General features: G+C 63.3%; 25 protein-coding genes. 16 read left to right on the plus strand and 9 right to left on the minus strand.

Translation table 11 applies throughout. From position 1 onward, the window contains the following. Positions 1-20: 20 nt before the first annotated feature. Positions 21-596: a hypothetical protein gene (locus ACNFHO_RS11165; protein ID WP_112899455.1), complete on the minus strand. Its 576-nt coding sequence runs from the start codon at positions 594-596 to the stop codon at positions 21-23. A 65-nt stretch (positions 597-661) separates the two neighbouring features. Further along, entirely contained in the window at positions 662-1,228 is a 567-nt protein-coding gene (locus tag ACNFHO_RS11170) for a DUF6436 domain-containing protein (protein ID WP_063541709.1), read from the minus strand. A 153-nt stretch (positions 1,229-1,381) separates the two neighbouring features. Between ACNFHO_RS11170 and ACNFHO_RS11175 the strand changes: the two genes are divergently transcribed. Further along, positions 1,382-2,311, plus strand: a complete 930-nt coding sequence (locus ACNFHO_RS11175) for an alpha/beta hydrolase (protein WP_416766284.1) — start codon at positions 1,382-1,384, stop codon at positions 2,309-2,311. Here the strand turns inward: ACNFHO_RS11175 and ACNFHO_RS11180 are convergent. Next, complete coding sequence (locus ACNFHO_RS11180) at positions 2,304-3,056, minus strand: DUF2059 domain-containing protein (protein ID WP_054891116.1); 753 nt, start codon at positions 3,054-3,056, stop codon at positions 2,304-2,306. The genes ACNFHO_RS11175 and ACNFHO_RS11180 overlap by 8 nt on opposite strands. A 113-nt stretch (positions 3,057-3,169) precedes the next feature. Here ACNFHO_RS11180 and ACNFHO_RS11185 point away from each other — a divergent pair, with 113 nt between their 5' ends. Both ACNFHO_RS11185 and ACNFHO_RS11190 read left to right on the plus strand, forming a co-directional pair. Then, a complete protein-coding gene (locus tag ACNFHO_RS11185) occupies positions 3,170-3,802 on the plus strand; it encodes a 2OG-Fe(II) oxygenase (RefSeq protein WP_112899631.1) in 633 nt (210 codons plus the stop codon). After that, positions 3,789-4,280 carry a DUF523 domain-containing protein gene (locus ACNFHO_RS11190; protein ID WP_416766285.1) on the plus strand — a complete coding sequence of 164 codons (492 nt, stop codon included), beginning with the start codon at positions 3,789-3,791 and terminating at the stop codon, positions 4,278-4,280. Before ACNFHO_RS11185 ends, ACNFHO_RS11190 begins: the two co-directional genes overlap by 14 nt. Before the next feature lie 100 nt (positions 4,281-4,380). On the opposite strand, the gene ACNFHO_RS11195 is transcribed toward ACNFHO_RS11190, so the two are convergent. Next, the gene (locus ACNFHO_RS11195; protein ID WP_063541703.1) at positions 4,381-4,860 is read right to left on the minus strand and encodes a substrate-binding periplasmic protein; all 480 of its coding nucleotides are present in this window, start codon (positions 4,858-4,860) and stop codon (positions 4,381-4,383) included. A gap of 230 nt (positions 4,861-5,090) precedes the next feature. Here ACNFHO_RS11195 and ACNFHO_RS11200 point away from each other — a divergent pair, with 230 nt between their 5' ends. After that, on the plus strand, positions 5,091-5,567 hold the full coding sequence (locus ACNFHO_RS11200; protein WP_054891119.1) for a DUF4399 domain-containing protein: 477 nt from the start codon (positions 5,091-5,093) through the stop codon (positions 5,565-5,567). A 110-nt stretch (positions 5,568-5,677) separates the two neighbouring features. Here ACNFHO_RS11200 and serA read toward each other — a convergent pair whose 3' ends face one another. Continuing rightward, entirely contained in the window at positions 5,678-6,907 is a 1,230-nt protein-coding gene (gene serA, locus ACNFHO_RS11205; RefSeq protein WP_054891120.1) for a phosphoglycerate dehydrogenase, read from the minus strand. 172 nt (positions 6,908-7,079) lie between these two features. Between serA and ACNFHO_RS11210 the strand changes: the two genes are divergently transcribed. The 4 genes from ACNFHO_RS11210 to ACNFHO_RS11225 all read left to right on the plus strand — a co-directional run bounded on the left by ACNFHO_RS11210 (position 7,080) and on the right by ACNFHO_RS11225 (position 11,242). After that, positions 7,080-8,477: an FAD-binding oxidoreductase gene (locus tag ACNFHO_RS11210; protein ID WP_151926138.1), complete on the plus strand. Its 1,398-nt coding sequence runs from the start codon at positions 7,080-7,082 to the stop codon at positions 8,475-8,477. A gap of 28 nt (positions 8,478-8,505) precedes the next feature. Beyond that, a complete protein-coding gene (locus ACNFHO_RS11215; protein WP_054891122.1) occupies positions 8,506-9,171 on the plus strand; it encodes a fumarylacetoacetate hydrolase family protein in 666 nt (221 codons plus the stop codon). A gap of 156 nt (positions 9,172-9,327) precedes the next feature. Next, a complete protein-coding gene (locus ACNFHO_RS11220) occupies positions 9,328-10,248 on the plus strand; it encodes an SdiA-regulated domain-containing protein (protein WP_416766289.1) in 921 nt (306 codons plus the stop codon). Positions 10,249-10,336: 88 nt separating this feature from the next. Beyond that, positions 10,337-11,242: an SdiA-regulated domain-containing protein gene (locus tag ACNFHO_RS11225; protein WP_112899449.1), complete on the plus strand. Its 906-nt coding sequence runs from the start codon at positions 10,337-10,339 to the stop codon at positions 11,240-11,242. A 130-nt stretch (positions 11,243-11,372) separates the two neighbouring features. On the opposite strand, the gene rpiA is transcribed toward ACNFHO_RS11225, so the two are convergent. After that, complete coding sequence (gene rpiA / locus ACNFHO_RS11230) at positions 11,373-12,047, minus strand: ribose-5-phosphate isomerase RpiA (RefSeq protein WP_197890499.1); 675 nt, start codon at positions 12,045-12,047, stop codon at positions 11,373-11,375. A 134-nt stretch (positions 12,048-12,181) separates the two neighbouring features. On the opposite strand from rpiA, the gene ilvA reads away from it, so the two are divergent. Then, positions 12,182-13,696, plus strand: a complete 1,515-nt coding sequence (gene ilvA, locus ACNFHO_RS11235; RefSeq protein ID WP_054891126.1) for a threonine ammonia-lyase, biosynthetic — start codon at positions 12,182-12,184, stop codon at positions 13,694-13,696. Between the two features lie 95 nt (positions 13,697-13,791). Beyond that, positions 13,792-14,217, plus strand: coding sequence for a DUF2269 domain-containing protein (locus ACNFHO_RS11240; RefSeq protein WP_054891127.1), 426 nt, complete (start codon positions 13,792-13,794; stop codon positions 14,215-14,217). Positions 14,218-14,271: 54 nt separating this feature from the next. Here the strand turns inward: ACNFHO_RS11240 and ACNFHO_RS11245 are convergent, their stop codons facing one another. Continuing rightward, on the minus strand, positions 14,272-14,928 hold the full coding sequence (locus ACNFHO_RS11245; RefSeq protein ID WP_054891128.1) for an HAD family hydrolase: 657 nt from the start codon (positions 14,926-14,928) through the stop codon (positions 14,272-14,274). Positions 14,929-15,072: 144 nt separating this feature from the next. On the opposite strand from ACNFHO_RS11245, the gene ACNFHO_RS11250 reads away from it, so the two are divergent. Continuing rightward, the gene (locus ACNFHO_RS11250) at positions 15,073-15,552 is read left to right on the plus strand and encodes an RNA pyrophosphohydrolase (RefSeq protein WP_029614755.1); all 480 of its coding nucleotides are present in this window, start codon (positions 15,073-15,075) and stop codon (positions 15,550-15,552) included. A gap of 22 nt (positions 15,553-15,574) precedes the next feature. Continuing rightward, positions 15,575-17,848, plus strand: coding sequence for a phosphoenolpyruvate--protein phosphotransferase (gene ptsP / locus ACNFHO_RS11255; RefSeq protein WP_112899447.1), 2,274 nt, complete (start codon positions 15,575-15,577; stop codon positions 17,846-17,848). A 48-nt stretch (positions 17,849-17,896) separates the two neighbouring features. Here ptsP and ACNFHO_RS11260 read toward each other — a convergent pair whose 3' ends face one another. Beyond that, the gene (locus tag ACNFHO_RS11260; RefSeq protein WP_416766292.1) at positions 17,897-18,646 is read right to left on the minus strand and encodes an NRDE family protein; all 750 of its coding nucleotides are present in this window, start codon (positions 18,644-18,646) and stop codon (positions 17,897-17,899) included. 130 nt (positions 18,647-18,776) lie between these two features. Here ACNFHO_RS11260 and ACNFHO_RS11265 point away from each other — a divergent pair, with 130 nt between their 5' ends. Genes ACNFHO_RS11265 through ACNFHO_RS11275 form a run of 3 tightly spaced genes read left to right on the plus strand, consistent with a single transcriptional unit; the run spans position 18,777 to position 21,401 of the window. Further along, positions 18,777-19,559 (plus strand): sulfite exporter TauE/SafE family protein, encoded by a 783-nt coding sequence (locus ACNFHO_RS11265; protein WP_063541683.1) that lies wholly within the window; start codon positions 18,777-18,779, stop codon positions 19,557-19,559. 10 nt (positions 19,560-19,569) lie between these two features. Then, positions 19,570-20,379 (plus strand): prolipoprotein diacylglyceryl transferase, encoded by an 810-nt coding sequence (lgt, locus tag ACNFHO_RS11270; RefSeq protein ID WP_054891132.1) that lies wholly within the window; start codon positions 19,570-19,572, stop codon positions 20,377-20,379. 50 nt (positions 20,380-20,429) lie between these two features. After that, entirely contained in the window at positions 20,430-21,401 is a 972-nt protein-coding gene (locus tag ACNFHO_RS11275; protein ID WP_063541681.1) for a thymidylate synthase, read from the plus strand. Positions 21,402-21,484: 83 nt separating this feature from the next. On the opposite strand, the gene cadR is transcribed toward ACNFHO_RS11275, so the two are convergent. After that, entirely contained in the window at positions 21,485-21,928 is a 444-nt protein-coding gene (cadR, locus tag ACNFHO_RS11280; protein ID WP_054891134.1) for a cadmium resistance transcriptional regulator CadR, read from the minus strand. Positions 21,929-22,026: 98 nt separating this feature from the next. Here cadR and ACNFHO_RS11285 point away from each other — a divergent pair, with 98 nt between their 5' ends. Further along, a complete protein-coding gene (locus ACNFHO_RS11285; protein ID WP_416766295.1) occupies positions 22,027-24,297 on the plus strand; it encodes a heavy metal translocating P-type ATPase in 2,271 nt (756 codons plus the stop codon). Positions 24,298-24,302 lie beyond the last annotated feature (5 nt).

Consider the following 24,302-nt stretch of genomic DNA (forward strand, 5'->3'; position numbering starts at 1 on the left):
TCTCGAGCCTGAGGTCAGGCCTACCGGAAAATCTCCGCGTCGCGCATGGCTTCCCTGGCAAGGGTGCGACGGTTGGCGATCAGCCGGCCGAGCATCTCTTCGACCTGGCTGATCTGTCGTTCGAGCTGTTCCTGTCGGCGGTTGCGCTCCCAGGTGCGGGTTTGCAGCTGCTTGAGCTTTGCTCGGCGGCTGGACAGCTCGCGGCAGGCTCGTTCGAGGCGATGGGCCCGCTCATGCGTGACAGCAACCGTGGAGAAGAGGCAAGCCTGCAGGTCGCGCTGATAGTTGACCAACAACGTGTCAACGGCATCGATCTGCTGTTGCAGGCGCTGCAAGGTGTTCATGCCGCTCGAAGGGCCCGCTAGTTCGCTGATGGCGCGCTCCAGCTGTTCCTCCAGGTGCTCGGGGGAGCGCTGGAAGGCGACGACGGCATAGCTGCTGTCGCTGGAGGAAGGTGGGCTGACGATATGTTCGCGCAGGCTGAGCCTTGTCACCGGGTAGTTCAGGGATATCTGATGCTGGCCCCAGAGCATCTCGATGTGGTCCTGATCTTCGTTCGTCAGGGGAGGAGAAGAGCGAGCGAAGACAGGTCCCATGGCGTTTTCCTTAAGCGGTAGGCCAATACGCTAAGGGGCTGGTATGTACGCGACGTCATAAATATCTACCGCTGCTGATCTTTCCGCCATGGGCAATAGCACCCGCTGGCCAGGGCATTGGAGGCCTGTACCCGGCGCCCTTGCAGCAGCGCCCGGATGACGGGTTCGATGAAGCTGTTGCTCGAGTTGCACACCGCGCCTTCGCTGTAGGGGCCGAAGTAGGCGAGCTGCCCCTGTCGATCCCAGATCGCCACTGCCGGAGAGGCTGGCAGGTGTTCGCTGCCCGGCAGCTCGCGGATCGGCTGCAGGGCTCCAAGGTTGGCGGGAAGCTGGCCGTGGCTGCCGGGCTTTTGCAACACGTGGAAGGTTACACCCTGCGCGGCGAACTGCTCGATGAGCTCGGCCAGGTGTTGCTGGTTGCCGACGTTGCAAGGGCAGGTGGGGTCCCAGAAGTGCACGATGCGGATCGGGCCAGGGCCTGCGAGTTCGGCGGGCAGTTGCAACTGGCTGCCGTCGAACAGCGTGGCCTGGTCGTCGAACTGGCGCAGGTAGCGCGACTGGAAGCTGTCGTAGGCCCACCACAGCAAGGCGGCGCAGAGCAGGGTGGCGAGCAGCGTGGTGAGGGTTTTCATCGGTAGTCCGCAACGTTGCACCGGGCTTTTTCGCGGGCTTGCCCGCCGAGAGCGCGTCTGGGTGCATGACAAAGACAAGAAGACGCCAGCTTGCCATGGCCGGGCACAGAGCTGAATATCGCAGATCAATACTCGCGCACTCTGGATGTACCGATGCCTTCACCCCTCCACCCTGACCTGCTGCGCACCAGCCTTGATGCTCTTGCGGTGCGCCAGCCACTGTCGGCCCAGGCCCTCGACTACCAGCGCTTCTACGGTCTCGACCTGACCGCACACAGCTGGTTGGGTGGCTTCAGCGTTGCAGGTTTCGACCTGGTCGGGCAGGTGTGGCTGCCGCAAGAACCGGTGGCAACGCTGTTCCTGCTGCATGGCTACTACGACCACATGGGCCTGTACCGCCATGTGATCGCCTGGGCCTTGCAGCAGGGCTTCGCGGTGATTGGCTGCGATCTGCCCGGTCACGGGCTGTCCAGTGGCGAGCGGGCCAGCATCGCCGACTTCGCGATCTACCAGCAGGTGCTCGATGCCCTCTTCGAACAGGCGCGCAGGCTCGACTTGCCACGGCCTTGGCATCTGTGTGGGCAGAGCACGGGTGGAGCCATCGTTGTCGATCATCTGCTGCACTGCGGCGAGCAGAGCCCGGCGGACGGCCAGGTGATCCTGCTGGCGCCGTTGGTGCGACCGCGGGCCTGGCACTGGTCGAAGCTGAGTTATCGGGTGCTGCGCCATTTCGTCGATGGTATCGAGCGACGCTTCAGTGCCAATACCAACGACCCGGCATTTCTTGCGTTTCTCGAGGCCGATCCGTTGCAGCCGCGGCGCCTGCCGACGGCATGGGTGGGGGCGCTGATGGCCTGGATCAAGCGCATCGAGGCGGCGCCGCACAGTCGGCGTCGGCCGCTGATCGTTCAGGGCGAGGCAGACGGCACGGTGGACTGGCCTTACAACCTCAGGGTGCTGAAGGAGAAGTTCGCCGAGCCGCAGATTCTCCTGCTGCCCGAGGCGCGGCATCACCTGGCCAACGAGCTGCCGGATATCCGCCAGCGCTACTTCACCTTTCTCGACCAGCGCCTGCTTACTTGAGGTTGGCGCTGCTCTGGCCGACGGCCAGCCCCGCACGCACCGCGGCCAGCGCGGCATTGTAGTAGGCCTTGCCCTCTGCGGATTCGGCGAAAGTGGCGAACGCTTCCAGTTCGTCGTCGGACAGCTCGCGGTAGACGTACAACAACGTGTTGTTCAGGTCTTCGCCAATCTCGTTCATCAAACGTTGGCGCTGACCATCGAGCAGGCCCTGGGCCTGGCCGCTGCCGAACAGGCCGGGAATCATCGAGCTGAGGCTGTCGGCGGCAACCCCGGCGATCGCCAGGCTGACCTCGGCCCCAGCTTCGCGGGCCGGCAGGGCCTGGGCCAGGTGACCGATGGCCAGCAGGCGGTTGTCGCTGGCCTGGATCCTTGGCAGGCCCTTGGCGTTCTTGGCCAATTGGTCCTTGCGCGTGGCCAGCAGTTCGGCGGCAACCACCTTGCGTCCCAGCGGCGATTGGAAGAACGCCAGCGCCGGCGCCGGGTTCTTCAGGTTGGCGCGCAGTTGGGCCTGGGCACGCTGATCCATCGCCTGGGCCTGGAAGCGTTGGTTGCTGTTGTTGACGAGCGCCTGGTAAACCGCGGGCGGCAGGCTGTTGCGGTAGCGCTGCTGGGCGGCACCGATGGCGTCATTGAAGTGGGCGCGCTGGTCGGGCCAGCCGGCGGCCTTGTACAGCTGGTCGAGGCTGTCTGCCCAGACAGGCATGGTGCAGATCATCAGCACAAGCAGGGAAAACAAACGGCGCATTCAGGACTCCTGTCGGCAGGCCGCTATTGTCCGTGGGGTGGTACGCCTTTGTCGAGATATCAGCGCGCTTCTCGGCCAAGTGGCGCTGTCCGTGTACATGGCTAATGGATATGATGCGCGCCATGCATACCTCTCCTGAACATCCGCTGCTGTCGACCATCGTCGACGACCTGGCCACCCGTGGCTGGTCGCAGCAGGCACTTTTCCTGCCGCTTGAGCTGGCCGACGCATTGGCTGCCGAGTGTCGCAGGCGCCATGCCGAGGGCGAACTGAACCCTGCAGGTGTCGGCAGGGGTGCGGCCCAGGAGGTACGCGAGGCGATCCGTGGCGACCAGATCCAGTGGATCGACCCCGGCCAGGCCGAGGCCTGCGACCGTTACCTGGAGCTCATGGACAACCTGCGCCAGGCGATCAACCAAGGGCTGTTCCTGGGTCTGGAAGACTTCGAGTGTCATTTCGCCCTGTATCCGCCGGGCGCCTTCTACCGCAGGCATCTTGACCGCTTCCGCGACGACGACCGGCGCATGGTGTCGGTGGTGCTCTATCTCAATGAGCGCTGGCAACCCGAAGACGGCGGGCAACTGCGGATGTTTCTCGCCGACGATGTCGAGCATGACGTCCAGCCCGAGGCTGGCAGCCTGGTGGTGTTCCTTTCGGGTGAAGTCCCGCATGAAGTCCTGCCGGCCAATCGCGAACGCCTGTCGCTGACGGGCTGGTTCCGGCGCCGTGGCAATGATCCCTTCTGAGTCGTCCAAGGTCCTGGTCAGCGCCTGCCTGCTGGGGCAACCGGTGCGCTATGACGAGCGCGACAGTGGCCACCCCGATCTGCTCAAGCAATGGCAGGCCGAGGGCCGTGTAGTGCCCTTGTGCCCGGAGGTGGCGGGTGGCTTGCCGACGCCGCGACCGGCCGCGGAGATCCAGGGCGGACAGGGTGGCCAGGTGCTCGATGGGCAGGTTCAGGTCCTGACCGTGGCTGGCGAGGATGTCAGCGCGGCATTTTTGAGCGGCGCTCGGCAGGCCTTGGCGCTGGTGAGGCGGCATGGGATTCGGGTTGCGGTGCTCAAGTCCGGTAGCCCGTCGTGCGGCAACCGACTGACCTACGATGGCAGTTTCAGCGGGGTGAAGGTGCCGGGGGAGGGCGTCGTTGCTGCGCTGTTGCGTCGGGAAGGGGTGCGGGTGTTCAGCGAGCTGGAGCTGGAGGAGGCGCAACGGGCACTCGGGTAGTTCGGTGTCGTTCTTTTCGCGGGCAAGCCCGCTCCCACAAGGCCTATGGTGAGTCCAACCCTGTGGGAGCGGGCTTGCCCGCGAAGAGGACGACGCGATATCACTGCTGCACCGCAGTCTTCTCGAACCACTTCTGCTCGAGCTCCGCCATCCGCCCACTGTCCTTGAGCCGCTGCAGGGCATTGTTCAGCGTGCTTTCGAATGCCGGGTTATCTTTCTGGAACGGAATCACCAGCTTCTTCTCGCCAAACGGCTGGCTGGCATCGAGCGCGCTTTCGGTCGCAGATTGTTGGCCTGTCGGGGTCAGCGCGATGTCGTACTTGCCGCTCTCCACGCCTGCTAACACTTCGTCGGCAGGCGCTTCGATGAATTCGGCACGCAGGTCCATCTCCCGGGCCAGGTCCTGGCCGAATTCGATGTCGAACCCGGTCAGGTGCTCGTTTTCCTTGAAGGCGTAGGGTGCATTGTCGGCTTGGACGGCGATGCGCAGTTCACCCCGGTCGTTGATTTCGTCGATCAGCTCTGCCTGGGCCAGGGGGCTGATGAGTACTGCCAGCAGTAGGCCAATGGTCAAACGCATGAATATCCCTTTTATTTCTCGGCAGATGAATGTCATTCGCCGTGGCTTTCTGTGTTTGCCGCGATCGAACGCAGCCTATGACCCCTACATCGCGCGTATGTTTGAGCCGGCATTGAAATTTTCATGCCGGCATTTTTGAACCTGCGGCGTGGCAGGTGGACTATGGTGAAGTACCGCCTCGCTTCTTTTAAGTGATAGCGGTCAATTGAAGTGAATGACAGGAGATGTGAATGAAAAGCCCAGTTTCGCGTGCTGCCCTCGCCGGTTTGCTGATGGGAGCCTCTTTGCTTGCCACGGCTGCGGATGCCCTGAAAAGCCAGGAGCCGCCGAAAGATGCGAAGGTCTTCATCGTTTCCCCTGCCGATGGCGCTACGGTCGACAAGACCTTCACCGTCAAGTTCGGCATTGAAGGGATGGCGCTCAAGCCGGCCGGCGACCAGACTCCGCATTCCGGGCACCATCACCTGCTGGTGGATGTCGACAAAGCGCCTGTGGCTGACCAGCCATTGCCGACCAGCCTGATGCCTGAGGGCAACCAACCCCTGCCAGCCGGGCCGCAGGTGCTGCATTTCGGCAAGGCGCAGACCGAGGCGACCATCACCCTGACTCCGGGCAAGCACACCCTGCAACTGGTACTGGGCGACCAGTACCACGTGCCGTTCAAGCCAAGCGTCGAGTCGAAGAAGATCACCGTCAATGTGAAGTAACGCGGGGGATTGTGCGCGGGTAAATCCGCGCCCGCGCAGCACAAGACACAGATCGCGCAGACAAAAAAGGGAGGCCACCAGGGCCTCCCTTCTTCATGCAGCCATCAGGCTCAGAACAGTACGCGCGAGCGGATGGTGCCCTTGACGTGCTGCAGCTTCTCTTGCGCCAGGTCCGAGTACTCGGCGTCGACGTCGATGACCACGTAGCCCACTTTCTCGTCGGTCTGCAGGAACTGACCGGAAATGTTGATGCCGTTCTCGGCGAAGACCTTGTTGATCTCGCTGAGCACGCCCGGGATGTTTTCGTGGATGTGCAGCAGGCGGTGCTTGCCTGGGTGCGCCGGCAGGGCTACTTCAGGGAAGTTGACCGACGACACGGAGGTACCGTTGTCGCTGTACTTGACCAGCTTCTCGGCCACTTCCAGACCGATGTTGGCCTGGGCTTCGGCGGTCGAACCGCCGATGTGCGGGGTCAGGATCACGTTGTCCAGACCACGCAGCGGGCTTTCGAACTCTTCGTCGTTCGAGCGCGGCTCGACCGGGAACACGTCGATGGCGGCGCCGATCAGGTGCTTGTCCTTGATCGCGGCAGCCAGGTGATCCAGCTCGACCACGGTGCCGCGTGCGGCGTTGATCAGGATCGAACCCTTCTTCATCGCACGGATTTCCTTCTCGCCGATCATCCACTGGGTGGATGGCAGCTCAGGCACGTGCAGCGAGACGATGTCGGCCAGGCCCAGCAGTTCGTTGAGGCTGGTGACCTGGGTAGCGTTGCCCAGTGGCAGCTTGGTCAGCGGGTCGAAGAAGTAGACCTGCATGCCGACGCTTTCGGCCAGAACCGACAGCTGGGTGCCGATCGAGCCGTAGCCGACGATGCCGAGCTTCTTGCCGCGGATCTCGAACGAGTTGGCCGCGCTCTTGATCCAGCCACCGCGGTGGCAGGAGGCGTTCTTCTCGGGGATGCCGCGCAGCAGCAGGATGGCTTCGGCCAGCACCAGTTCGGCAACCGAACGGGTGTTGGAGTACGGCGCGTTGAACACCGCGATGCCGCGCTCGCGGGCCGCGTTCAGGTCAACCTGGTTGGTGCCGATGCAGAAGCAGCCGACTGCGACCAGTTTCTTCGCACAATCAAAGACTTCTTCAGTCAGTTGAGTGCGCGAGCGGATGCCGATGAAGTGGGCGTCCGCGATCTTTTCCTTCAGTTGCGCATCCGGCAGTGAGCCGGTGAGGTACTCGATGTTGGTGTACCCGGCAGCCTTGAGGGTGTCCACAGCATTCTGGTGGACGCCTTCGAGAAGAAGGAACCTGATCTTGCTCTTGTCGAGAGAAGTCTTGCTCATCTGCGTAAACCTGTATCCCGGAGAAAAAATGGCGAGGGGGGCAAAGCGGCGCGGCGACGGGCCTTAGCACGATCGACGGGAGGGCTATGCTAGCATACGCGACACCGTCTGAGCTTATCCCGACAGGTGAAGAGTGCTCAGGGTGACCATGAATCATTCGAGAGTTCTGCCGATGATCGACGTTGCGGTAATTGATGAGCTGAAGACCCTGGTCGACCCTGGCAAGGTCCTTGTCGACCCCGCCTCGCTCGAGGCGTATGGCAAGGACTGGACCAAGCACTATCCACCGGCTCCTTCGGCCATCGTGCTGCCCAAAACCATCGAGCAGGTCCAGGCCATCGTCGCCTGGGCCAACCGCTACAAGGTCGCGCTGGTGCCGTCCGGCGGACGCACCGGCCTGTCGGGCGCCGCAGTCGCTGCCAATGGCGAAGTCGTGGTGGCCTTCGACCAGATGAACCAGATTCTCGACTTCAACGCGTTCGACCGCACCGTGGTCTGCCAGCCGGGCGTGATCACCCGCCAGTTGCAGCAGTTCGCCGAAGACCAGGGGTTGTACTATCCGGTAGATTTCGCCTCGAGCGGATCCAGCCAGATTGGCGGCAATATCGGCACCAATGCCGGCGGAATCAAGGTCATTCGCTACGGCATGACCCGCAACTGGGTGGCAGGCCTGAAGGTTGTCACCGGAAAGGGCGAACTGCTGGAGCTCAATCGCGACCTGATCAAGAACGCCACCGGTTACGACCTGCGCCAGTTGTTCATCGGCGCCGAGGGCACCCTGGGCTTCGTGGTCGAAGCGACCATGCGCCTGGACCGTGCTCCGCGCAACCTTACGGCGATGGTGCTCGGCACGCCGGACTTCGACTCGATCATGCCGGTGCTGCACGCTTTTCAGGGCAAGCTCGACCTGACCGCCTTCGAATTCTTCTCCGACAAGGGCCTGGCCAAGATCATGGGGCGCGGCGACGTGCCGGCGCCGTTCGACACGCAATGCCCTTTCTATGCGCTGCTGGAGTTCGAGGCCAGCACCGAGGAGGTGGCCAACGAAGCCCTGGCCACCTTCGAGCACTGCGTCGAGCAGGGTTGGGTGCTCGATGGGGTGATGAGCCAGAGCGAGACGCAGCTGAAGAACCTGTGGAAGCTGCGCGAGTACCTGTCAGAGACCATCTCCCACTGGACGCCCTACAAGAACGATATTTCCGTCACCGTCTCCAAGGTGCCGGCGTTCCTGCGCGATATCGATGCAGTGGTCGGCGAACACTACCCCGACTACGAAGTCGTCTGGTACGGGCATATCGGCGACGGCAACCTGCACCTGAACATCCTCAAGCCTGACCACATGAGCAAGGATGATTTCTTCGCTTCCTGCACCAAGGTCAACAAGTGGGTGTTCGAGATCGTCGAGCGCTACAACGGTTCGATCTCCGCCGAACACGGCGTGGGCATGACCAAGCGGGACTACCTGGGCTACAGCCGCTCGGCAGATGAAATTGCCTGCATGAAAGCGATAAAGGCGGTGTTCGACCCGAACGGCATCATGAATCCGGGTAAGATCTTCGCACCTGAATAAGAAAGCAGTATCCAGAGGAGTCGGCCCCATGAGTTACCAGCACCAGTACGTAGACGGCACGCGCATCCACTTCCCGCTGGGCAAGGTGGTGTGCATCGGCCGTAACTACGCCGAGCATGCCAAGGAACTGGACAACCCCATCCCCAGCGAGCCGCTGCTGTTCATCAAGCCTGGCAGCTGCGTGGTGCCACTGGAAGGCGGCTTCAAGATCCCGACCGACCGTGGTTCGGTGCACTACGAAGCCGAGATCGCCGTGCTGCTGGGCAAGCCGCTGTCGACCAAGCCGACAGTCGAAGAAGTGCTGGATGCCATCTCCGGCTACGCCCCGGCCCTGGACCTGACCCTGCGCGACGTGCAGGCCAAGCTCAAGGAGAAGGGCCTGCCGTGGGAACTGGCCAAGAGCTTCGACGGCGCCTGTGTATTGCCGCCGTTCGTCGCCGCATCCAGTTTCGAGGACGTGACCGACATTCCGGTACGCCTGACCATCAACGGCGAAGTGCGCCAGGATGGCAGCAGCGCAATGATGCTCAACCCCATCGTGCCGATCATCCAGCACATCGCCGCGCACTTCTCTCTGCAGGCGGGCGATGTGATCCTCACCGGCACCCCGGCCGGTGTCGGGCCGTTCAATGTCGGTGATGAGCTGGTGCTTGAGCTGCCGGGTGTCAGCCGCTTCGAGAGCCGCGTGCTTTGATCTGACTGCGCGTCGTCCTTTTCGCGGGTAAACCCGCTCCTACAGGGATTTGCACAGCCTTGTGAGAGCGGTTTTACCCGCGAGCGATTTACCGTTTTTTTCACACCCCATCTGGATAATGCGCGAATCTTCGCCCATTTACCCAGGACCCCCTGCATGCCAGCACCTTCCAGCGCCCCAGCTTCCACCAAGCGTCGTTTCTACCTGCGCTGGCCGTTCGCCCTGGCTGTGGCAGCGGTGATCGGCTATGGGGTGGCCATCGCCATGCACTGGGACGACCGTGGCTTGCTGTGGGTCAAGGAGCGTTTCGAGAGCAGTGCCGAGCGAATTGAAAGCGTCTGGCTGCCGGACTACCTGGTAGACATCGACGCCAAGCCGTTGCCGGGCATGGACGAAGACGAAGCCTCGGACCTGTCGTTCAATCCGCAGACCCGCACGCTGTTCGCGGTGATGGGCAAGAACCCTTTCCTGGTCGAACTCACGCTCGATGGCGACGTGCTGCGCAAGATTCCGCTGGTGGGATGGGAAAACCCTGAAGGCCTTGCCGTGCTGGAAAACGGGCTGATCGCGATCGTTGATGAGCGCAACCATGACCTGACGCTGGTAAAGGTGGACGCGAGTACCTCGACGCTTAATCACGATGACTTCCCCAGCTATGACCTGGGCAAGTCGGTCAAGAGCAACAAGGGTTTCGAGGCCATCGCCTGGGACCCGATGCGCCAGCGCCTGATCATCGGCGAAGAGCGTCCGCCGCGTCTGTTTACCTGGAGCGCCGATGGTCGCGGGCCGCTCAAGGGCGGCAAGCAGCTACTGCCCAGTGACGAGCTCGACCTGCGCAACCTGTCGGCGCTGGCGGTTGATCCACGCACGGGCCACTTGCTGGTGCTGTCGGCTGACTCGAACATGCTGCTGGAACTGGACGAGAAGGGTGAGCAGGTCAGCTTCATGACCTTGCTCGGGGCGTTCAACGGTCTGGGTAGCCGTGTGCCTCGGGCCGAAGGTGTGACCATGGACGATCAGGGCAACCTGTACATGGTCAGCGAGCCTGCGCTGTTCTATCGCTTCAAGAAGCGCTGACAGGATTATCGGAATTTTCCGATGATGGCCTTAAGCTTTATTTCAGCTATGAATGATTAGATTCGGCATCCTCCGTCGAGTCCTCTTCATGCGCCGTCATCTTCGTTCGTTTCTCTTTCTTCTGGCTTTCTCCGTGCTGGCGGTGCTTGGCGCGGCGGGGCACGAGTTCCGTCTGTTCGAGCGCGGCTGGTTCAACCTCAAGAGCTGGTGGCAGCCGACCGAGCAAGGCATCGGCCTGGATCGCTACCAGGTGGTGATCGAGGCGCAGCCCATCGAGGGCCTGGACGACGATGTTTCGGCGCTGACCTACGACCCCGATCGCAAGACTCTGTTTACCGTCACCAACGCCCGCTCGGAGCTCATCGAGCTTTCGCTGGACGGGCGTATCCTGCGCCGCGTGCCGCTGACCGGCTTCGGCGATCCCGAGGCGGTGGAGTATGTCGGGCCGAACAGCTACGTCATCACCGACGAGCGCCAGCAGCGGCTGATACGCGTGCGATTGGACGACGACACGCCGTTTCTCGACGCCAACGACGCCGAGCAGCTCACCCTGGGCATCGGCCTGAACGGCAACAAGGGCTTCGAAGGGCTGGCTTACGATTCGGCTGGCAAGCGCCTGTTCGTCGCCAAGGAGCGTGACCCGATGCTGATCTACGAGGTGCACGGTTTCCCCCATGCCAATCCGGAGCAGCCCTATGCGGTGCATGTGGTACAGGATCGCAAGCGCGATTCACGGTTGTTCGTGCGCGACCTGTCGAGCCTGCAGTTCGATGAACGCAGCGGGCATCTGCTGGCGCTGTCGGACGAATCACGGCTGGTGCTGGAGCTGGATGTGAAGGGACGGCCGCTGAGCACCCTGTCGTTGCGCAAGGGATATCAGGGCCTGAAGAAGACAGTGCCGCAGGCTGAAGGGATCGCCATGGACGATGCCGGGACCATCTACCTGGTGAGTGAGCCGAACCTGTTCTATGTGTTCAGGCAGTCGGCTGAGTAGATGTAGTTCAGGGCTCTGTGGGGGCAGTGGTCTTTGTTGTGTCAGTGCTGGCCTATTCGCGGGTAAACCCGCTCCTACAGGTTTCCCGGTGTCCTTCAGAACAGCGGGGTACTTGTAGGAGCGGGTTTGCTTATTCAGCCTTCAGGCTCTTCACGCCTTCGGAAGTCCCCAGCAGCAGCAAGTCTGCCGGACGCGCCGCGAACAGGCCGTTGGTGACCACGCCAACGATCGCATTGATCTTGCTTTCCAGCTCCACCGGGTTGGTGATCTGCAGGTTGTACACGTCGAGGATGACGTTACCGTTGTCGGTCACCACGCCTTCGCGGTACACCGGATCGCCACCCAGCTTGACCAGCTGGCGCGCCACGTGGCTGCGGGCCATCGGGATCACCTCGACCGGCAGCGGGAAGGCACCGAGCACCGGCACCAGCTTGCTGGCGTCGGCGATGCAGATGAAGGTCTTGGCCACTGCCGCGACGATCTTCTCGCGGGTCAGGGCCGCACCGCCGCCCTTGATCAGGTTCAAGTGCGCGTCGCTCTCGTCGGCACCGTCGACGTAGAACTCCAGCTCGCTGACGCTGTTCAGCTCATAAACCGGGATGCCATGACCCTTCAGACGCTGTGCGGTGGCCTCGGAGCTGGCGACGGCGCCGTCGAAGGCGGTCTTGTGCTGGGCCAGGGCGTCGATGAAGAAGTTGGCGGTCGAACCGGTGCCGACGCCGACGACGCTCTTTTCATCCAGCTTGGGCAGAATGAAGTCGACAGCGGCCTGGGCGACGGCCTGTTTGAGTTGGTCCTGGGTCATGCGGGCTCCGAGAGGGGCGGGAGGTTTTCTGAAGTCGCCTAGTATAACGAGTCCGGCGGCTTTGCTGTGGTCGCCCGACAGGGCGCTGGGGTAGACTTCCAGCCCTTGTCCCGCGGCCCAGTGATGTTTCCAAGATGCTCGAACAGTACGTCAAGAAGATCCTCACCTCGCGCGTCTACGACGTCGCCGTCGAAACCCCGCTGCACAACGCCGGCCAACTGAGCAAGCGCCTGGGCAATCAGGTCCTGCTCAAGCGCGAGGACCTGCAGCCGGTGTTCTCCTTCAAGATCCGCGGGGCGTACAACAAGCTGGCGCAACTGAGCGCCGAAGAGCTGGCGCGTGGCGTGGTCACCGCCTCTGCCGGCAACCACGCCCAGGGCGTGGCCCTGGCTGCGCGGGAGCTGGGCATCAAGGCCACCATCGTGATGCCCAAGACCACGCCGGAGATCAAGGTCGAGGGGGTGCGCTCGCGTGGCGGCAAGGTGGTGCTGCACGGCGACTCCTTCCCCGAGGCGCTGGCCTATTCGTTGAAGCTGGTCGAAGAGAAGGGCTTCGTCTACATCCACCCCTACGACGATCCCCACACCATCGCCGGGCAGGGCACCGTGGCGATGGAGATCCTGCGCCAGCACCCGGGCCGCCTGGACGCGATCTTCGTGCCGGTCGGCGGCGGCGGGCTGATTGCCGGCATTGCGGCCTATGTGAAGTACCTGCGCCCCGAGATCAAGGTGATCGGCGTCGAGCCTGACGATTCCAATTGCCTGCAGGCCGCGATGGCTGCGGGCGAGCGTGTGGTGCTGCCGCAGGTGGGGCTGTTCGCCGACGGTGTCGCGGTGGCGCAGATCGGTCAGCACACCTTCGATATCTGTAAGGATCATGTCGATGAGGTGATCACCGTCAGTACCGATGAGATCTGCGCAGCGATCAAGGATATCTACGACGATACCCGCTCGATCACCGAACCTGCCGGCGCCCTTGGCGTTGCGGGCATCAAGAAGTACGTGGAGTTGACTGGCGTCTCGGGGCAAACGCTGGTGGCCATCGACTCCGGTGCCAACGTCAATTTCGATCGTCTGCGTCACGTTGCCGAGCGCGCCGAACTGGGCGAGAAGCGCGAGGCGATCATCGCCGTGACCATCCCGGAGCGGCCGGGCAGCTTCAAGGCGTTCTGCGAGGCTATCGGCAAGCGTCAGATCACTGAGTTCAACTACCGGTACCACGCCGACAAAGAGGCGCACATCTTCGTCGGCGTGCAGACCCATCCAGAGACCGACCCGCGCGCCGCCCTGGTTCAGCACCTGACCGAGCAGGGCTTCCCGGTAACCGACCTGACCGACAATGAACTGGCCAAGCTGCATATCCGTCACATGGTCGGCGGCCACTCGGCGGCGGCCAGCGATGAGCTGGTGCTGCGTTTCGAGTTCCCTGAGCGTCCGGGGGCGCTGTTCAACTTCCTCAACAAGCTGGGCGGGCGCTGGAACATCTCGATGTTCCACTACCGCAACCACGGTGCCGCCGATGGTCGTGTGGTGGCCGGGTTGCAGGTGCCGGAAGACGAGCGTCACCTGGTGCCCGAGGCGCTGGCCAAGATCGGTTATCCATACTGGGATGAAACCGATAACCCGGCGTACAAGCTGTTCCTGGGTTGAGCGGCTACGCTTGGCATGAATGGCAACACCGTACTTGCAGAAGCGGGCTTGTCCCGCGGTGAGGCCGAAAAAAGTCTTTCGAGGACCCGCACGCGATGGAACACCTGACCACCCTCAAGACCCTGCACATCCTCGCCACCGTACTGTTGATCCTCGGTGCGTTGGGTCTGGCGATCTGGACCTTGCGTGCCCGCCGGCAGGGTGATGCCGAGGCCTACGCCAAACTGCTGCGTCGGCCGCTGGTGTTCGTCTGGCTGGTGATGGGGCTGTGCCTGCTGAGCATGCCGTTCACCGGCTGGTGGCTGGTGCACCTGGTCGGCTGGCCGTTGGGCCAGACCTGGGTGCTGGCCTCCAGCATCCTCTATACCCTGGGCGCTTTCGCCGTGTGGTGGCTGCTGGTGCGGCTGAACCGCCTGCGCAAGGCCGAGCCTGCCGGGCTGCGCCTGACCCTGGCGCTGGCGGTGTTCAGCGGGGTGTGCTTCCTGTCGATTGCAGGATTGATGGGGGCCAAGCCGGTCTGATGCGTCTGCGAGGCCTTTTTCACGGGTAAAACCCACGAAGAGAGCCCCGCGATCTCAATCGCGTAACGAAATCACCGGCCAACCTCGCCGCTCGGCCTCTTCACGCAGTTTCGGATCCGGGTCCACCGCCACCGGGTGCGTCACCTGCTCCAGCAACGGCAGATCATTCAGCGAATCGCTGTAGAAGTAGCTGTCTTGCAGATCGTAGCCGTTCTCCAGCATCCAGCGCTTCAGGCGCGTCACCTTGCCTTCACGGAAACACGGTATATCGGTGCTACGCCCGGTATAGCGCTCGCCATCACGCTCGCATTCGGTGGCCAGCAGGGTGCGCACGCCCAGGCGACGGGCGATGGGCGCAGTGACGAAGCGGTTGGTGGCGGTGATGATCACCAGCTTGTCGCCAGCCTCGCGGTGCTGCTGCAGCAGGGCGAGTGCCTTGGGCAGGATGATCGGCTCGATGCAGTCGCGCATGAATTCGCGGTGCCATTGGTCGAGCTGGGCAGGTTCGGTGGCGGCGAAGATCTCCATCGAGAACGCCAGGTAGGCCTGCAGGTCCAGGGTGCCATTGAGGTAATCCTGATAGAAGGCGTCGTTGCGTTGCTTGTAGGCGATAGGGTCGAGGATGCCCCGTTCACACAGGTAGTCACCCCAGGCGTGATCGCTGTCACCGCCGAGGAGGGTATTGTCCAGGTCGAATAAAGCCAGGCGCATGGGTTTTCTCGCAGAAGCCTCCGGGAAGAAGTCCCGCAGAATACGGAGTTTTCACCTCGCTGCACATAAGCTATGGCGGGTGCGTTGCTGCGCTCGCAAGCTTTGTGGAACAATGCGGTGACATGCGTTTTCGAGGTTGCTGCCGTGATCGACCCGGATGGTTTTCGCCCCAATGTCGGGATCATTCTCACGAATGATGCCGGGCAGGTGCTATGGGCTCGGCGGATCAACCAGGATGCCTGGCAGTTTCCACAGGGTGGTATCAACCCTGACGAAACCCCAGAGGATGCCCTGTACCGCGAGCTGAACGAAGAAGTTGGCCTGGAACGCGAGGATGTGGAAATTCTTGCCTGCACTCGAGGCTGGTTGCGTTATCGTTTACCCCAGCGCCTGGTCCGCACGCACAGCCAGCCGCTGTGCATTGGCCAGAAGCAGAAGTGGTTCCTGCTGCGGCTGGTGAGCAACGAACAGCGGGTGCGGATGGACCTGACCGGAAAACCGGAATTCGATGGCTGGCGCTGGGTCAGCTACTGGTATCCGCTGGGTCAGGTGGTGACATTCAAGCGCGAGGTGTATCGCCGCGCCCTGAAAGAGCTAGCCCCGCGCCTGTTGACGCGCGACTGACGACGGAGTCCGACCCCGAGCCATGCTCAATACGCTGCGCAAGATCGTCCAGGAAGTGAACTCCGCCAAAGATCTCAAGACGGCGTTGGGTATCATTGTCTTGCGCGTCAAGGAGGCCATGGGCAGCCAGGTATGCTCGGTCTACCTGCTCGACCCGGAAACCAACCGTTTCGTGCTGATGGCCACCGAAGGCCTGAACAAGCGCTCGATCGGCAAGGTCAGCATGGCCCCGAACGAAGGTCTGGTCGGCCTGGTCGGCACCCGTGAAGAGCCGCTGAACCTCGAGAACGCTGCGGATCACCCGCGCTATCGCTACTTCGCCGAAACCGGCGAGGAACGCTTCGCCTCCTTCCTTGGTGCCCCCATCATCCACCACCGTCGCGTGGTCGGGGTACTGGTCATCCAGCAGAAGGAGCGGCGCCAGTTCGATGAAGGCGAAGAAGCCTTCCTCGTGACCATGAGCGCCCAGCTCGCCGGGGTTATCGCCCACGCCGAGGCTACCGGCTCGATACGCGGCCTGGGCCGCCAGGGCAAGGGTATCCAGGAAGCACGCTTCGTTGGCGTGCCGGGCTCGCCAGGCGCTGCCGTCGGCCGCGCGGTGGTCATGCTGCCCCCCGCTGACCTCGAAGTGGTTCCGGACAAGACCGTCGAAGACATCGACGGCGAACTCAAGCTCTTCAACAACGCCCTCGAAGGGGTGCGCGCCGACATGCGCAAGCTGTCGGCGAAGCTTGCGACCCAGTTGCGTCCCGAAGAGCGTGCGCTGTTCGATGTGTACCTGATGATGCTCGAGGATGCCGCCCTGGGTGGCGAAGTGGCCGAGGTCATCAAGACCGGCCAGTGGGCCCAGGGCGCGCTGCGCCAGGTGGTCGGCGAGCACGTCAGCCGCTTCGAGCTGATGGATGACGATTACCTGCGCGAGCGCGCCTCGGACGTCAAGGACCTCGGTCGCCGCCTGCTGGCCTACCTGCAGGAGGCCCGCTCGCAGACGCTGGTCTACCCCGACAACACCATTCTGGTCAGCGAGGAGCTGACCCCGGCGATGCTCGGCGAAGTGCCGGAAGGCAAGCTGGTCGGCCTGGTGTCGGTATTGGGCTCGGGCAACTCCCACGTGGCGATCCTGGCGCGAGCCATGGGTATCCCGACGGTGATGGGTCTGGTCGACCTGCCGTATTCGAAGGTCGATGGCATCGAGATGATTCTCGACGGCTACAAGGGCGAGGCCTATACCAACCCCAGCGACGTACTGCGCAAGCAGTACAGCGACGTGGTCGAGGAAGAGCGCCAGTTGGCCCAGGGGCTCGATGCCCTGCGCGAGCTGCCGTGCGTCACCCCCGATGGCCACCGCATGCCGCTGTGGGTCAACACCGGCCTGCTCGCCGACGTGGCCCGGGCCCAGCAGCGTGGCGCCGAGGGCGTGGGCCTGTACCGCACCGAAGTGCCGTTCATGATCAACCAGCGCTTCCCCAGCGAAAAGGAACAGCTGGCGATCTACCGCGAGCAGTTGGCGGCCTTCCATCCGCTGCCGGTGACCATGCGCACGCTGGATATCGGCGGCGACAAGGCGCTGTCCTACTTCCCGATCAAGGAAGAAAACCCCTTCCTCGGCTGGCGCGGTATTCGCGTCACCCTCGACCACCCGGAAATCTTCCTGGTGCAGACCCGCGCCATGCTCAAGGCCAGCGAGGGGCTGAACAACCTGCGTATCCTGCTGCCGATGATCTCCGGCATCCACGAACTGGAAGAGGCGTTGCACTTGATCCACCGCGCCTGGGGCGAAGTGCGTGACGAAGGCACCGACGTGCCGATGCCCCCGGTTGGCGTGATGGTGGAGATTCCGGCGGCCGTTTACCAGACCAAGGAACTGGCGCGTCAGGTCGACTTCCTCTCGGTCGGCTCCAACGACCTCACGCAGTACCTGCTGGCGGTCGATCGCAACAACCCGCGGGTGGCCGATCTTTACGACTACCTCCATCCGGCGGTGCTGCAAGCCTTGCAGACCGTGGTGCGCGACGCCCACGCCGAAGGCAAGCCGGTGAGTATCTGCGGCGAGATGGCCGGTGACCCGGCAGCGGCGATCCTGCTCATGGCCATGGGCTTCGACAGCCTGTCGATGAACGCTACCAACCTGCCGAAGGTGAAGTGGATGCTGCGTCAGATCAACATGAGCAAGGCCCGCGAGCTGCTGACCGAATCCATGACCCATGACAACCCGCAGGTTATCCACAGCTCGCTGCAATTGGCGCTGAAGAACCTTGGACTGGCGCGGATGATCGGGCCGAACAAGAGCCTTTGATCGTTCACAGGCCTCTTCGCGGACTTGCTCGCGAAGAGGCCTGGAAAGTCATACGAGGTTCAGTTCCACTTCTCCCAGATGCCCACCAAAGGGCCCGAAACTGCGCTCGATCATCCGCCTTCTGCCCTGATCATCCACGATCAGCACTGTACTCGCCCGCGTTCCGTAATTCTGGCTGGCAATGAACACACTCGACAGCAACCGCTCGGTCGCCAACCCTACGCCGGTCTCCGGCAACTCTGGGTCCTGTGCTGGCGCAGCATCGGCCAGCAGCGCCAGTAGCTGCTGCGGGTCTGCCGATTCGAGCACCTCGCCCAGCGCCGAGCGCGCTTTCAGCAGTTTCGGCCACGGCGTGTCCAGCCCGGCGTTGGATAGCCCGTAAATGCCAGATGATAGCAGTCGTGGCGCCGGGTCTCGGGCGTGCAGGTAGCCCAGCCGCTCGCCATCGCCCACCAGCAGGTTGAACCCCGAGTACTGCGCACTGCGGCTGGCGACCTGGTCCAGATACGCTTCCACGCCCAGTTCGCCCTGCAGGAATGCGGCCACCAGTTCCCCGCGCGAACGTGGCCCGAGCGGCTGGCGAGGGTCGCGGATATTGGTCAGCGCCGCGAAGCGCCCGCCGGGGCCTATGCCGAGCCAGCTGCCACCGGCTTCGAGGTCGCGCCCGGCATGCACGCCCGGGGCATCCTCCCAGGTGGCCAGCGCCTGGGTGGGGCGGGCGTAGAACTCGTCGCGGTTGGCCGCGACGATCAGCGGCAGGGAGTGCCCCGGCCGCCAGGCGAATACGATCAGGCACATGGGTTGGCCTCAGTGTTTTGTGCCACTCTACCCACAGCCTGGCTGCACTGCCATCACCTGACACAGAGTTCACTAGAGGCGCAGCCCCGGCTTCCGTTACCATGCCGGATCGTATTCACAGGGTCTGCGAATGGAATTCGTGCTCTATCTGCTGTTGGGCGCCTGCGCCGGCGTACTGGCCGGGCTCTTTGGCGTGGGCGGTGGCATCATCATCGTGCCGGTGCTGGTGTTCAGCTTCACCCTGCAGGGCTTCGATGCCTCGATCCTCACGCACCTGGCGGTCGGGACTTCGCTGGCGACCATCGTCTTCACCTCGATCAACGCCGTGCTGGAACACCACCGCAAGGGGGCCGTACAGTGGCCGGTGTTCCTGTGGATGACCGTCGGCATCCTCATCGGCGCGGGTATTGGCGCCAAGACCGCTTCGTTGATCCAGGGGCCGATGCTGCAGAAGATCATCGGCGTGTTCGCCCTGCTGGTATCGCTGCAGATGGCCCTTGACCTCAGGCCCAAGGCCAGCCGTGGGATCCCCGGCAAGCCTGGGTTGATCGCTGCCGGTGGGGTGATCGGCTGGGCCTCGGCGATCTTCGGTATCGGCGGTGGCTCGCTCACGGTGCCTTTTCTCACCTGGCGCAGCCTGCCCATGCAGAAGGCCGTGGCCACCTCGTCGGCCTGCGGCTTGCCTATCGCCCTGGCCAGTGCCCTGAGTTTCATGATCCTGGGCTGGAACGAAACTCATCTGCCCGCGCACAGTCTGGGCTATGTCTATCTCCCCGCGCTGGTCGGCATTGCCGTCACCAGCATGTTTTTCGCCCGCTTCGGCGCGCGGCTGGCGCACAAGCTGTCGCCGCGCCTGCTCAAGCGCCTGTTTGCCGCGCTGCTGTTCTGCGTCGGCCTCAGCTTTTTGATCTAGAGGAACCACCATGCTGCCTTACCCGCAGATCGACCCCGTGGCCGTGGCCCTCGGGCCGCTGAAAATCCACTGGTACGGCTTGATGTACCTGATCGGCATCGGCGGTGCCTGGCTGCTCGCCTCGCGCCGGTTGAATCGCTTCGACCCGACCTGGAACCGCGAGAAGCTCTCCGACCTGGTGTTCTGGCTGTCGATGGGCGTGATCGTCGGCGGGCGCTTGGGTTACGTGCTGTTCTACGACCTGCACCAGTATCTGGCCAACCCGACGCTGATCTTCGAAGTGTGGAAAGGCGGCATGTCGTTCCACGGCGGTTTTATCGGCGTGATGCTGGCGGCACTGTGGTTCGGCAAACGCAACAACAAGTCGTTCTTCGAGCTGATGGACTTCGTCGCACCGCTGGTGCCGATCGGCCTGGGTGCCGGGCGTATCGGCAACTTCATCAACGCCGAGCTCTGGGGCAAGCCGACCGACGTGCCATGGGCGATGATCTTCCCGCCGTTCAGCGATCCGGCGCAGTTGCCGCGTCACCCTTCGCAGCTGTACCAGTTCGCACTGGAGGGTGTGGCGCTGTTCCTGATCCTCTGGCTGTTCTCGCGCAAACCACGCCCGACCATGGCGGTTTCCGGCATGTTCGCGCTGTTCTACGGGATCTTCCGCTTCATCGTCGAGTTCGTCCGCGTGCCGGACGCACAGCTGGGTTACCTGGCGTGGGGCTGGCTGACCATGGGTCAGATTCTCTGCATACCGATGATCGTCGCTGGCCTCGCCTTGATCTGGTGGGCTTATAATCGCAAACCCACGGCGACACCCGCCCACTGATAATTCCACGGCAGGGGCGATCCCCCTGCCGTGCTTGCCACAGGTAGGCCATGAAACAGTATCTAGACCTGGTTCGCGACGTCATCGAGAACGGCACGCTGCAGGGCAACCGCACCGGTATCCGCACCATCAGCCTGCCGGGCGCCATGTTGCGCTTCGACCTGCAGAAGGGTTTTCCGGCCATCACCACGCGCAAGCTGGCGTTCAAGTCGGCGATCGGCGAGATGGTCGGTTTCTTGCGCGGCGTGAAGAATGCTGGCGAGTTTCGCGACCTTGGCTGCAAGGTCTGGGACCAGAACGCCAACGAGAACGCCCAATGGCTGGCCAACCCCTTCCGCCAGGGCCATGACGACCTCGGCGAGATCTACGGTGTGCAATGGCGCCAGTGGCCAGGCTACAAGCGCATCCCGCTGAGCAACCCGGCCGCCATTGAAATGGCGGAAAAAGCCGGTTTCCGCCAGATCGCCAAGGACGAGGAAGCCGGCCAGGCATTCGTCATCCTCTACAAGGCCATCGACCAGGTGCGCCAGTGCCTGGACACCATCGCCAACGACCCGGGCAGCCGACGCATCCTGTTCCACGGCTGGAATTGCGCCCAGCTCGACGAGATGGCGCTGCCGCCCTGCCACCTACTGTACCAGTTCCACCCCAATGTCGAGACGAAGGAAATCTCCCTCACGCTCTACATTCGCTCCAATGACCTGGGCCTGGGCACGCCGTTCAACCTCACCGAAGGTGCAGCACTGCTGTCGCTGTTCGGGCGCCTGACCGGCTATACCCCGCGCTGGTTCACCTACTTCATCGGCGATGCCCATGTGTACGAGAACCACCTGGATATGCTCAACGAGCAGCTCAAGCGCGAGCCGCTGGAGGCGCCGAAGCTGGTGATCAGCGACCGTGTGCCGGCGTTTGCCGAGACCGGTGTGTATGAGCCTGAGTGGCTGGAGAAGATCGAGCCGAGTGATTTCTGGCTGGAAGGGTATGAGCATCATGCGCCGATGACGGCGCCGATGGCGGTCTGACTCAGAACCGCGTCGTTCTTTTCGCGGGCAAATTGGAGCGCCGAACCGGCGCTCCGACTTGCCCGCGAAGCTCTTTACCGGCCTCAATGCCCGTGGCTACGCCCCACATGCGAATGCTCGGTCTCCGGCACCGACACCGCGCCGTTGACCTCCAACTGCTGCAAAATCGCGCACTCATCCCCCTGTGCATTGCACTGCCTGCGTAACTCCACCAGCTGCGTCTGCAGCGCCATCAAGCCGTCGATCCTCGCCTGTACATGCTCGATATGCTCGTCGATCAGCGCATTGACGCTGCCGCACGCACCTTCGGGGGTGTCGCGCAGGCGCAGCAGGCTGCGGATTTCGTCGAGTGTCATGTCCAGGGTTCGGCAGTTGCGAATGAAGGTCAGACGCTCCACATGGGCCTGGGTGTACAGGCGGTAGTTGCCGTCGGTGCGGGCGGGTTCGGGCAGCAATTGCTCGCGCTCGTAGTAGCGGATGGTTTCCACGGCGCAGTCGGTGGCCTTGGCCAGTTCTCCGATCTTCATGACGAAATCTCCTGGGATCGCTTGACCCTATAGTGGCTACAGGGTGTTCACTTGGCAACAACTCCCCGTCAGTGGGCACTCTCTATCAGGGCGAACCTATGAACCAGCCTGTCAGTCACGACCACAAGCACGATCATGATCATGGCCACGATCACGGCCATGATCATGGCGCCAAGTCTTCCTGCCACGACACCCAGGCCCATAGCTGCTGTGCCAGCAAAGCGGCGCCGGCCTTCGTGCAACTGACCGAAAAGGCCAGTGACCAGGCGCGTCTCAGCCGTTTTCGCATCGAGGCGATGGACTGCCCGACCGAGCAGACCCTGATCCAGGACAAGCTGGGCAAGCTTGCTGGCATCGAGCAGCTGGAATTCAACCTGATCAACCGCATCCTCGGCGTGCGCCACACCCTCGACGGCACCGCGCAGATCGAGCGCGCCATCGACAGCCTTGGCATGAAGGCCGAGCCGCTGGCTGCAGGCGATGATGGCAGTGCCAATGCCCCTGCCGCCCACAAGACCCGGTGGTGGCCCTTGGCGTTGTCGGGTCTTGCGGCGATTGGCGCCGAAATCGTGCACTTCTCCGCGCTGGCGCCGGAGTGGGTGGTGGCCCTGCTGGCACTGGCCGCCATCCTCGGCTGCGGTCTGGGCACCTACAAGAAGGGCTGGATTGCGCTCAAGAACCGTAACCTCAACATCAACGCACTGATGAGCATCGCCGTGACCGGTGCCGTGCTGATCGGCCAGTGGCCGGAAGCGGCTATGGTCATGGTGCTGTTCACCATCGCCGAACTGATCGAGGCGCGTTCGCTGGATCGGGCGCGCAACGCCATCAGCGGCCTGATGCAGCTGACGCCAGACATGGCCACCGTACAGCAGGCGGATGGCCAGTGGCGCGAGGTCGAGGTGCGCGAGGTGGCCATCGGTGCGCGAGTGCGGGTGCGCCCGGGCGAGCGTATCGGCCTGGATGGCGAGGTCGTCAGCGGGCAATCGAGCGTCGATCAGGCGCCGATCACCGGCGAAAGCCTGCCCGTCGAGAAGGCGCTGGGCGACAAGCTCTTCGCAGGCACTATCAACCAGGCCGGCGCGCTTGAGTACCGCGTCACCGCCGCAGCCGGGCAATCGACCCTGGCGCGCATCATCAAGGCAGTGGAAGAAGCGCAAGGCGCACGAGCACCGACGCAGCGCTTCGTCGACCAGTTCTCCCGCATCTACACCCCCGCCGTGTTCGCCGTGGCCCTGGCCGTGGCGATCATCCCGCCGCTGTTCATGGCCGGTGCCTGGTTCGACTGGGTCTACCGCGCCCTGGTGCTGCTGGTGGTGGCCTGCCCATGTGCGCTGGTGATCTCGACCCCGGTGACCATCGTCAGCGGCCTTGCCGCCGCGGCGCGCAAGGGCATCCTGATCAAGGGTGGTGTCTATCTCGAGGGCGGGCGCAAGCTGGACTTCCTGGCCCTGGACAAGACCGGCACCATCACCCACGGCAAGCCGGTGCAGACCGACTTCAAGGTGCTCGAGCCGTTGTTCGAAGGTCGGGCCCAGGCGCTGGCTGCAAGCCTCGGCGAGCGTTCCGACCACCCGGTATCGCGTGCAATCGCCCAACATGCCCGGGAGCAGGGCATTGCCCTCGCAGAGGTAGCGGAGTTTGCAGCACTGGCCGGGCGCGGGGTGCGCGGCGAGATCGACGGCCAGGCCTATCACCTGGGCAACCATCGTCTGGTCGAGGAGCTGGGCCTGTGCTCGCCGGAACTCGAGGCCGAGCTCGATGTGCTTGAGCGCCAGGGCAAGACCGTGGTGTTGCTGCTCGATCGCTCCGGCCCGCTGGCGCTGTTCGCCGTGGCCGATACCGTGAAGGACAGCAGTCGCCAGGCCATCGCCGAGCTGCATGAGCTGGGGATCAAGACGGTCATGCTGACCGGCGACAACCCGCACACCGCCCAGGCCATCGCCGCTCAGGTGGGTATCGATCGCGCCGAGGGCAACCTGCTGCCTGCCGACAAGCTCAAGACCATCGAAGATCTTTACGCTCAAGGCCACCGCGTGGGCATGGTCGGTGACGGCATCAACGACGCGCCGGCCCTGGCCCGCGCCGAGATTGGCTTCGCCATGGCGGCGGCCGGCACCGATACCGCCATCGAAACTGCCGATGTGGCGCTGATGGACGACGACTTGCGCAAAATCCCGGCGTTCGTCAGGCTGTCGCGCCAGAGCGCTGCGATTCTCATCCAGAACATTGTCCTGGCACTGGGGGTCAAGGCGATATTCCTGGCCATCACCTTTGCCGGCATGGCCACCCTGTGGATGGCGGTGTTCGCCGACATGGGCGTGAGTCTGCTGGTGGTGTTCAACGGCTTGCGCCTGTTGCGCAAATAACGAGG

Origin of the sequence: Pseudomonas sp. NY15374 (assembly GCF_048068255.1) — a bacterium.
GTDB lineage: Bacteria > Pseudomonadota > Gammaproteobacteria > Pseudomonadales > Pseudomonadaceae > Aquipseudomonas > Aquipseudomonas machongensis.